Origin of the sequence: Paractinoplanes polyasparticus, from assembly GCF_019710575.1 — a bacterium.
GTDB classification, from domain to species: domain Bacteria; phylum Actinomycetota; class Actinomycetes; order Mycobacteriales; family Micromonosporaceae; genus Actinoplanes; species Actinoplanes polyasparticus.
Genome location: NZ_JAHWFK010000038.1, coordinates 45,482 through 56,148 on the forward strand (window position 1 = coordinate 45,482; position 10,667 = coordinate 56,148).

A 10,667-nucleotide genomic window follows, 5' to 3' on the forward strand; every position below is an offset into this window, starting at 1 on the left:
TGGTGAGGGACGCTGCGGGCACCGGGTTGCCGGGTCCTCCGGTTCGCCGGGAGGGCCGACCACTACAGTTTCATCATGGACCAGCTGCCCGCCATCGTTCGGCTTCCTTATGTGACAGGCGGACCTATCAAGGTCGGCACAGTAATCAAACAGGAAGACGACCTATACACCGTCAAATGGGACGACACCGGCGCTGAGCAGGAAGTTCATCTCGGCGACTACGAGAAGGTGACCGTCCGTGAGTCCCTCGAATTCCAGTCGCTGACGGATCCGGACGGCCTGCGAGTCGCCTTCGAACAGGATCCGCCCGCCGTCGCTTTGCGCTTCCTGCAGGAGTCGGCCGCGACCATGACCGGGAAAGAGCTCAAGCTGGCGCTGACCGGCTTCGGTATCGACGACGCCCGTTTCCGGGGCGCTTGGACGTCGATCCGCAAGCAGCTCATGACCGACCCGCGGCTGGTCGTGGCCGGAACAGGAGCCGGCACCACGTTCGCCTGGCGCGACGCCGAATCGTCGGACTGATCAGTCCCGGATCAGCAGCTCAGCCTCTCGCAGCGTGGTGGCGGCGAAGTCCGCCAGTTCCTCGCCGTCCTGGTAGTCGTCGGTGAGGACGTGCCGGGCCGTGGCCCAGCCGGCCGTCGGCCGCAGGCCGGGCCGCCGCGACTCGCGGGAGAGGAACTGCCGCAGATCCTTGCCGACCTGGTCGCCGCGGCTCGAAGAGAGCTCGGCGGCCCGGTCGGCCACGGCCCGGAAGTTCCGGGGGACGACGATCAGCGCGTCACCCGGCGGGAAGGTGACCTCCTCGAAGTCGACGCCGTCGAACTCGGGGTAGGTCACGTCGGCCGAGGTGAAGGTCACCCGCCGCAGCACCGCGCTGTCGTGGGCCCGTCCCAGGAAGCGCGTCTCGGTCAGCGCGCCGGTGAACGACGAATCCTCGATCGTGCAACCGGCGAACTCGGCCTTGGGCAGCGCCGGGAAGGTGCACCCCGCGAAGTGGGTGCGCTCGGCCGAGAAGTACTTCATCTTCGCGCCGGTCAGGTCGACCGAGTGCCACGTGGTGCGGGCGAGCAGGGTTTCCGTCAGCGTCGCCCGCACCATCGAGCACTGAGTGATCGATCCGTCCGTGAACACCGCCCGGGCGAGGTCGGCCCCGTCGAAGCGGCAACCGCTGAACCGGACGTCCTCGAGGTGGGCGTGGGCCAGCGTGGCGTACCGGAAATCCACGCCGGCGATCGTGGCGGCCTGCGAGTCGAGGCCGCCGGCCGGGAAGCCCCGGAGGTCGAGCAGGCCGTCGGCGACGGGTAGTTCGAGGTCACGCAGGGAGCTGCCGTCGGCCAGCCGCCGGAGGACCTCCGTGCGGAGACTCCCGGTACGCCAGCGGTCGATCAGCTCCCTGCGCGCCACGTCAGGACTCCTATCGTGTGGGCAGGTGGATGCCCCGGCCGAACAACTTCGTGTATTTGCTGTGTGCGTTCCAGTCACCGTCGGTGGTCATGTCCCACCATACGTTTCGGTCCGGTGCGTGGAAGTCGGGGCATTCCTGACCCCGGCCGCAGATGTGCAGGATCTTGTTGAGCTTCGGGTCCTGCGCGACCCTCTTCTTGACGGCCTCGTCGATCACGTCGCCGCGGAACATCTCGTAGAACGCGGTCCCTCTCGCGCGGCCGTCCCGCGCACCGATGCGTTTGACCGCGCCCTGCTGGCCCGGGCTCAGGCCGATCACGCCCGTCTCGAAGTCGTTGACGACCGCGTCGACGTGCTCCTGCAGGCGTTCCGTGATGGCCTGGGTCGTCATGCAGTTGTGCACGAGGACCCGGTTGTCGCCGGCCTCCACGTAGTACGTGTGGGTGCTGTCGACGGTGAGGTTGTAGACGGTGGTCCGGGCCTTGTAGTCGTGCGTGGCCTTGACTGTGACCGTGCGCCGGCCGGTGTCCCGGAGCCTGTCCCCGGCCTTCAGGTCGTCGGCGATGATCCAGCCCTTGCCGGGGCTGTAGAACTTGTGACCCGCGGTCGCGGTGACCTTGGACGGCCCACCGCCCCCGGCGCCCACCAACGTCAGCTCGACCAGGCTCTTGTCGCCGCTGCCGGTGATCGACGCGACGACCTGCTGCGGCTTGCTGACGCCGGTCCTGGCGTCGGTGGCCTTCACCGTGTCGCCGGGCTCCACCTTCTCGATCGGCTTGCTGGTGCCGTCGGCCAGCAGGACGAGCGTGCCGGCGACGAACGAGTTGGACAGCCGCTTGCCGGCGCCCTTGGCTACCTTGCAACTCTCCTCGGTGGAGGACTTGGCCTTGTTCCTGACCTTGTTGGCGGCGTTCTTCGCGGTCGCCTTGGCCTTGCCGCCGATGTCCTTGGCCGCCTTGACCGTATTCTCGACCTGTTTCGCGGCGCCGGACTTCACCGCCGTCACCGGGGCGTCGACCATCTTCTTGATCCGTTGCGGGATCGAGGTCAGCGCCTTACGGGCGGCCTTGAGGTTGCTGTAGGCGTCGATCAGGCGGCGACCCACGCCGACGGCCTTGATGGCCACCTTCGCGGCCTTGAACATCTTGCCCCACGGCACGGCCTGCAGCGCGGTGGAGATGCAGGCGACGATGTCACCCTCGGTGATACAGGCCTTGGCGTCGTTGAAGCCGACCAGATCGAGGATGAGATTGACGATCTCGTCGCCGATCTGCTTGACGAAGCCGTCGGCCTCGTCGACCAGCTTCTTGGCGTTGAGCCACTCCGGGTTGTCGACCTCGACCATGCCGCCGTCGGGCACGGTCGCGTCGGTGGTGGCGGCGCCCGCGTCGGGGTTGTTCATCCGGTGCTCGGCCGCGGTGACGCTGCCGTAGAACACCCCGCCGCTGTCCGGGTCCTCGCCGGTCGGGTCGGTCTGCACGGTCGGGCGGGCGTTGGTGTACGAGTACGTGGACACCGACGGGTCGGACTGCGGCTGGGCCACCGGGTCGGTGGAGTCGAAGCGGCCCGTGCCCGGGTCGTAGTTGCGGGCGCCCATCGAGTAGCGGTCGCCCTGGGTCACATCCTGGTAGGCGCCGGTGTACTGCAGCGGGTTGACCGGCGCGTCGTCGGTCAGCTTCGAGCTCTCGGTGACCCCGAAGGCGTCGTAGTCGTACGACCATTGCGGGGCGCCGTCGGACGACACCACCCCGGACACACCGCCGAGCCAGTCGTGCAGGTACGAGTGCGCGGCCGCTCCGGCCATGAGCCCGAGCGCCTGACCGCCGGGGTTGTAGAGGTAGCTGCGCTGTTGCGTGGCGCCACCGCTGGTCTGCGACTCCGCGGCCAGCACGGCACGCGGGCCGTTGGTGTCCCACGACCACTTCTGGACGATCTGCTCGGCGCCGGCGCCGGTGACCGCCTGGATCCGGTTGCCGACCGCGTCGAACGTGTAGTTGGTGACCTTGCCGTTGACGGTGGCCGAGGTCATCCGGGCGTCGAGGGAGTAGGTGAACTGGTCCGAGCCGGCCCGTGTCTGGTTGCCCTCCTCGTCGTACGCGAAGGTCCGCAGACTGGTCCGCGAGCCGGCGGTCGCCTCGGCGACGAGCTGGTTGGCGGCGTCGTACGTGTACTTGGTGAGCGTGTTGTCGCCCGGCGCGGCCACCTTCTTGGTGGTCCGGTTGCCGACCAGGTCGTACGTGTAGTCGGTCCGCGAGGCGCTGGAGCCGGAGCACGCCTGCGCCCCGAAGCACTCGGCGGTCAGCCGGTCGGCCTCGTCGTAGGTGTAGGCGGTCGCCTCGGTGCTGGTCGGCTGGCCCGGCTCCCCCTTGGTCTCGGTGATCCGGGTCGGGTTGCCCACCTTGTCGAGCACCAGGTCGAAGGCCGAGAGCGTGGTGTCGCCCTTGGTGGCCTCGATGCCCGTCATGCGGCCGGCCCGGTCGTACTCGCGGTTCTCGACCACGCCGGTGGACGCCGGGTAGGTCGTCTTGATCAGGTTGTCGGCGACGTCGTACCCGAACTCGTAGCGCGCGCTCGTGCCGCCCTTGCTGCTGGTCAGCGCCGTGACCCGGTCACCGTCGTCGTAGTCGGCGGCGATCCTGGTGCCGTCCGGGTAGCTGCGGTTGACGATGCGGTCCTCGGCGTCGTACGTGTAACCGAAGACCTGGTCCCCGCGGGCCACCTCGGTGAGCCGTTCGGTCTTGTCGTACTGGTAGGACTGCACGCCGGTCGGATCGGCCGCCGCGGTGAGCTTGTTCTTGGCGTCGTAGCCGTACGTGTAGAGGGTGCCCTTCTCGCCGAGCTTCTTACTGGTCAGCCGGCCCACGTTGTCGTAGCCGTAGAAGATCGTGCCGTCCGGATCGGGCCGGCTCGGCAGCAACCGCGCGGTGCGCTCCTGGACCAGCTGCGAATTGGCGTCGTAGACCAGCTCCCGCCGGCGACCGAGCTGATCGGTGGTCGCCTCGGTGCGCCCGGCCCGGTCGTACTCGATGTAGGTCGAGCGCAGCAACGGGTCGGTGCGCCGGATCTCCTGGCCGTTCGCGTTGTACTGGAAGGTCGTCGACAGGATCGTGGCGTCCGGCCCGGTGACCGAGGTGAGCCAGTCGTTGTCGTTGTACCCGTACTTCGTGGTGTGGTTGTTGGCGTCGGTCACCGCGGTCACGCGGTCGTTGGCGTCGAAGGACTGCTTGGTGATGTTGCCGAGCGGGTCGGTCACCGAGATCTGGTTGCCGGCCTGGTCGTAGCCGTACTTCGTGGTGTAGTCGGCCGCGTTGTTGCCCTCGGCGTTGCCGCGCGGCTCGGTGATCTCGGTGGGCCGGCCGTCGTCGTCGTACTTCCAGGTGATCACGCCGCCGGTCGGGGTGGTCTGCCGGGTCGGGTTGCCCACCTCGTCGTACTCGATGCCGGCGTTGCCGCCGCCGCCCGAGGAGGCGCTTCCGGTACGCCGGTTGGCCCCGTCGAACGTGCTCGTCAGCGACTCGCCGTTCTCGTCGGTCATGCCGACGACGTTGCCGTTGTTGTCGTAGCGCACCGCCGTGCTGTTGCCGAGCTGGTCGACCTGCTCGTTCGGCCGGTCCAGCGAGTCGAACGCGGTGTCCACCTTGACCCGGGTCGCGCCCGACCCGTACGGCCGGTCGGCCTGCACCAGGTTGCCGTTGAAGTCGTAGTGGAACGTGCTGGTGAACAGCGCCTTCTGGGCCGCGTCGGCGTTGCCCTTGGGCGCGACCTCGGTCGCCACCCGGCCGTTGGGGTCGTAGGTCCAGCTCGTGGTGAGGTTGAGCCCGCCCGGGTCGAGCGTCATCGACCGGCGCCGGCCGGCCGGGGTGTACTCGGTGGCGCTGACGTTGCCGACGGGGTCCTTGGTGAGGACCGGGCGGCCCGACTTGTCGTACGTGTAGATCGTGTTGCCGGCCAGCGGATCGGTCTCCACGGCGAGCTGACCGAGCTCGTCGAAGGTCCAGCGGTGCGGCAGCAGCTTGCCCGGCTCGCGCATCTCGACGACCTGATTCTCGGCGTCGTACTCGTACCGGGTCCGGAACTTGTCCGGGTCGGCGCCGGAAACCGTGCCCCGCGGGTCGACGACCGAGCTCATCCGGCCCGTCCGGTCGTACGTCATGACGGTCTTGCGCCCGGTCGGAGTGGTCTCGGAAGTGCGGTTGCCGTCGGCGTCGTACGTGTAGACAGTGGCCTTGTCGCGCGGGTCGGTGCGCTTGACCACCTGGCCCTTGCTGTCGTACTCGTACTTGTAACCGGTCTTCTGCTCCGGGTTGCGCTGGCTGGTGAGCTCGTTGAACTCGTTGTAGGTGTAGACCCACTTCTGGCCGCGGCCGTCGGTGTAGGTGGTCTGGTTGCCGCGGTCGTCGAAGTCGCTGGTCTGCGTGAACGAGAAGGGCTCGGGCGCCGTACGCGTCCGGGGGTTGCCGTTCTCGTCGAACGCCGTCTCCTCCTGGTTGCCCTTCGGGTCGACCACGAGGCTCTTCTGCAGCTTGCCGTCGTAGCGCGTGTTGACCACGTCGTTGTTGGCGTTGCGGCTGAACAGCAACACGTTGTCGCGGTAGCCGTCCACCACCACGACGCCGTCCGGGTCGGTGGTGGTGGCCCGCTGCTGAGCGGCGTCCCAGGCGAAGGTGGTGACCCCGCCCAGCGCGTCGGTCTGCCGGCCCACGCGGCCGGTCGCGTCGTACTCGTTGAGCAGCTGACGCGTGCCGCGCGGGTCGTGCACCGTGGTCAGCCGCCCGGCGGCGTCGTAGCCGTAGCTGGTCACGCTGCGGCGGGCGTCCTGCGTCTTGAGCAGCCGCCCGTCCTGGTAGTCGAACTGCGCGCTGCGGCCGTCGGGCATCGTCACCTTCGTGATCAGGCCCAGGTCGGCCCGCACCTCGAACTTGACGACACGCCCGCTGGGGTCGGTGACCCGGTCGAGCGCCCCGGCCGCGGTGTAGGTCAGCGTCACGCCGTCCCCGCGCGGGTTCTTGACCGACACGAGCTTGCCCGCCGCATCGAACCGCAGCACCCGCCGGTCCGGCGGCACCAGCTGCCACCCGCTGTCAACCTTGGAAAGCTTGGCCCGTACGCCCGCAGGCGCGGCGTACGTGCCGTCGGCGCCCCCGGTGTAGACCGCCTCGGCCCCGTCCTCGGCCCGCACCCGAGCGGCGCCCCCGTCGGCGGCCACGATGCGCACGTCGTACGACGAGCTCCAGCCCAGCCCGAACAGCCCCCGTGCGGTGTTCCCGGACGAGTAGTAGCGAGCCAGCCGGAACGGAATACCGAACGACGGCATCGCGAAGTCCTGCTCGACCCGGTTGTACGCCCCGGTGCCGGTGTTGACCATCTGACCCCGGAAGGCCTGCGCCCGCACGGTGGTGCCCAGCACGGTGGCGCAGCCACAACCGACAGCCTGACTGGCCGGAACCGATGGCGGCGTCTCCACCTTGCGCGGCTTCGCCGGCTGTGATTCCGGGCTGCTCAGCTCGCCCTCGGCCGTGGCCACAGTAACCGTCACCGTGTAGGTGCGGGCAGGATCGAGGACCCAGCCCTCGGCGGCGCCGAAGCTGCGGCAGTAGGTCGCCGGGAACGAGCAGATGTTCAGATCGGCCTGGCCCAGGTCGACCGACCGCTGCTCGGCGCCCGACTGGACGTCACGGACGGTGGCCCACCAGCGGTCGGTGGGCCCGATCTCGGCGTTGAAGTAGACGACCAGCGAGGTGTCGCCGAGCAGGTAGCCGGGCCGCACGATGGGCTGGGTGGGCGGCGCGAGCTCGGCGTTGAGGCGCAGGGTCTTGACCGTGGTCTCGCGCCGATCGGCCTTGGCCGTGGCGGCGGCCTTCTTGGGCGCGCCCGCGGCCTCGGTGGCCGGCGGGACGGGTTCCGCTACCTGTCCCGCCGGCAACCCGTGGTTCTTGGCGGCGGAGGCCGGGAGCCCCCGGTCGACCGGCCCCGCCCCGGCCGGAGCAACAGGTTGCCCTTCAGCGGCGGAAGCGGCGGACGGCGGCGGCGCGGCCAGCATGGCCGCCGTGAGAATAGGAATCAGTAAATAACACAGCCTGAGACGCTGCGGCACACGCATGGCATTCCCCCGTGGAAGCGATGGCAGTGCGCCTCACACTTCCGCCATTGACACATGTCAATCAATGGATCGAATAGCCTTAACTCTCCCCTGAACGCCCTAGGTAGAGGATGCATCCCAGCCGGGTCATTCCCATACCAGCTCCCACCACTGCCAGTTCTCCGGTGCCGGCTTCCAGGTCGGGTCGGGCCGCCATCCGGCGGGCGGCACCCAGCCTTCCGGCGGCGTCGGCCACCCCGGCGGCACCGCGAAGCGCACGCCCGTGGGCGGCGGCGGGATGGGACCGTGCTCGTGGCGCTCCTCGATGGTGGCCGCCGGCGCGACGCCGAGCCAGCTGTCGGGCAGCTCGTGGGCCCGGGCGACGTAGAGGACAACCTCGGCCTTGATGCGGTTGCCCTTGACGATCGCCCGGGCGGCGGTGGTCAGGCCTTGTCCAGCGAGGTGCTGGACGGCCGGAAGCAGCTCGCCGCTCATCTTGGGGGTCAGCTGACCCACCCGCATCCCGTCGAGCCGCGCCTCGACCAGCGAGTGCGTGGTGCGGGCGCTCCGCTCCACGATCTCGTGCAGGGTGGCGTGAACCCAGCACTCCCCCTCGGGCCGCAGATACGGCGTCAGCTCGGGAAGATGCTTGTTCTCCCCCGTGACCTGAATGGCGCGACCCGACGGCAACAACCGATGCCCCTCGGACGGCGGCAGGTTGGCCGGCACGATCATGTGCGGATCGGCCAGATCAAGCCGCACCGATCCCCGGAAGGTCGCACCCCGACCGTCGTTGTCGTCCCACTCGGCGCCCCACACTCGAGCGTTCACCTGCGGCGCCCACCCACCGGTCAGCAACACGACGAGAACCGGGTAGTAACGCACCGCGTCCCCCCGCGCCAGATACCCGACCTGGTGCCCGTCGACCCACACACCGATGGCATGACGGTCGTGCGAGTTCCCCGATTCGGGCATCAACACGGCCGGCCGCGTCAGCTCACTGCCCTGCGCCTTGAAGTCCTGCCCGAACAGAGATCGGATGGCGGGACCGTAGTGCGACTCCCCGACGATGTTCGCGTGCGGGTAGCCACGCTGCCCCCACAACTCGAACGCAACAGCCATCGGCAGACCGTAGGGCCCCACGTTCCGCAACGCAGTGGTCACTTCGGACGGTCCCGCCCACCGATCATCCGAGGTTAGTTGACGCCCAGCAGGGAGACGGCGTGCTCTTGCGGCGGTCCCGGCGCTGGTGAAGGCGGCGGTAGGAAAGCGGTAGATCTCCTCTGAAGGATGTAGTCGCTTTCGGGTTTGGCCGTCCCTCCGCGAAACGGGCCGGGGTTGGAGAGCGATGGAAACGGGCGGGGTGTTCCGCGTCGACGAGGCGCCGCCGCGGGATCTGGGGATCCACAGTGCCATTCCGGGGGATGAGGGGGACGACGACCTTCCGGTCTATGTGCCACGGGACTTCGACTTTCGGCTGCGTAACGCGCTGGGGGTGAACGGGGTCGACCGGGGGGCGTTCGTGGTCATGGTGGGTGGGTCGTCCACGGGCAAGACGCGGTCGCTGTACGAGGCTGTCTACGAACTGGTGCCGACGTGGGCCCTGGTGCAGCCGGCCGACGCGGCGGAGCTGCTCTTTCTCAAGGGGGCCCCGCCGCGCCGGAGTGTGGTGTGGCTCGATGAGTTGCAGCGCTATCTGGGGGCTGAGCCGCCGCTGTCGTCCGAGTGTGTGCGCGCGCTTATCCGGGCCGGCAATCTGGTTGTCGGCACGCTGTGGCCCGATCAGTACGCCACCTGGACGGCCGGGCACGATGACGTGCACCGGCTCGTCAAGGCGGCGACCGTCATCCCTGTGCCGGACGACCTGACCGACCAGGAGGAGCAGGAAGCCGAGGCCGTCGCCGGGCGGGACAGCCGCATCCGGCGGGCGTTGAAGACCCGTGACACCGGGCTGACGCAGGCTCTCGCGGGCGGTCCGGCGCTGGTGATGTGCTGGGAACAACCCGTGAATCCTTACGTCAAAGCCATCATCACCGCGGCGGCCGACGCGCACCGCCTGGGCGTGCAGTCGCCGCTGACCGAGTCGCTGCTGGTCGAGGCGATGGCCGGGTATCTGCAGGGGCGGCAACGGGTGCGGTCGCCCGGTGAGTGGCTGCCCGAGGCGCTGCCGCATGCGACCCGGCCGCAATTCGGTGAGGTTTCCGCGTTGACGCCGGCCGACGGTGGCCGTCCGGGACGGCTCGCCGGTTATACGGTGGCCGACTATCTCGCCCAGCATCTGCGCCGGGTGCGTCGCGTCGAGACTGTGCCGCACGAGGCCTGGCAGGCGCTGGTGACCCGGCTGAGCCGCTCGACGGATCTGTGGCATGTGGCCGAGAGTGCCCTCGCCCGGCTGCGCTGCCGGTACGCCGAAGGGGCGTTGCGGCGACTGGTCGACGAGTTCCGCGACTCCCGCGCCGCCTCGCGGTTGGCTGACCTGTTCGTCCGGCAGGGGCGGTTCGCCGACGCGGTCGCCGTGCTCGATGCGGAGTGGTCCGACGAGCAGACCCGGAGCCAATTGGTCCGTACGCGCGAATTGCGCCGGCGGGTGGACGCGATCCGGCCCCGGGCGATCGCCGGCGACCATGCGGCCCGGGAACGGCTGGCCGACATCCTGCTCGACGGCGGCGAGTGCGACGACCTGCGCCTGCGGGCCCAGCGCGGTGACCGTCCGGCCGCCGAGCGCCTGGTCGACCTGCTGGTAGCGCGGGGCTGCGTACGAGAGATCCGCAAGCGGGCCGAGCTGGGTGACCTTTACGCGGCCGAGGCTCTGTGCGACCTGTACGTGGCCTGGGGCGAGCGGGATCTGCTCGAAGCGCGCGCCCAGGCCGGGGACACGGCCGCGCAGCTTCGCCTGTCCAAGGTGCATCCGCGTCAGGGGAGCGCCGAGACGGAACTGGCCGAACTGCGGGCGGCGGCGGACGACGGCCACCCGGAAGCCGGGCCGCAACTGTGCGCGCTGCTGTTCGAGCTGCGCGACGAGGCGCGACTCAAAGCGGAGCTGAACGCCGGGACCGCGGGGGCCGCCGATCGGCTCGTCGCCCTCTACATGGCCGGCGAGAGCACGACCCCCGAGCGGCTGGTCCAGCTTCGGGGCTTCGGCCTGCACGCCGACGGCCGGAACGTCCAAGCCATCCATCCGTGA

The 10,667-nt window shown here is 69.4% G+C and carries 5 protein-coding genes; 2 read left to right on the plus strand and 3 right to left on the minus strand.

All coding sequences use genetic code 11. The features are described 5' to 3' along the window. The first annotated feature begins 75 nt into the window (after window positions 1-75). On the plus strand, window positions 76-522 hold the full coding sequence (locus tag KXC43_RS33210; RefSeq protein ID WP_221380167.1) for a hypothetical protein: 447 nt from the start codon (window positions 76-78) through the stop codon (window positions 520-522). Here the strand turns inward: KXC43_RS33210 and KXC43_RS33215 are convergent, their stop codons facing one another. The 3 genes from KXC43_RS33215 to KXC43_RS33225 form a co-directional block, all read right to left on the minus strand. After that, window positions 523-1,404, minus strand: a complete 882-nt coding sequence (locus KXC43_RS33215) for a pentapeptide repeat-containing protein (RefSeq protein WP_221380168.1) — start codon at window positions 1,402-1,404, stop codon at window positions 523-525. Between the two features lie 10 nt (window positions 1,405-1,414). Further along, entirely contained in the window at window positions 1,415-7,444 is a 6,030-nt protein-coding gene (locus KXC43_RS33220) for a polymorphic toxin-type HINT domain-containing protein (RefSeq protein ID WP_255645272.1), read from the minus strand. 186 nt (window positions 7,445-7,630) lie between these two features. Further along, window positions 7,631-8,605 carry a hypothetical protein gene (locus KXC43_RS33225; RefSeq protein ID WP_221380170.1) on the minus strand — a complete coding sequence of 325 codons (975 nt, stop codon included), beginning with the start codon at window positions 8,603-8,605 and terminating at the stop codon, window positions 7,631-7,633. 226 nt (window positions 8,606-8,831) lie between these two features. Here KXC43_RS33225 and KXC43_RS33230 point away from each other — a divergent pair, with 226 nt between their 5' ends. Further along, window positions 8,832-10,667: a hypothetical protein gene (locus tag KXC43_RS33230; protein WP_221380171.1), complete on the plus strand. Its 1,836-nt coding sequence runs from the start codon at window positions 8,832-8,834 to the stop codon at window positions 10,665-10,667.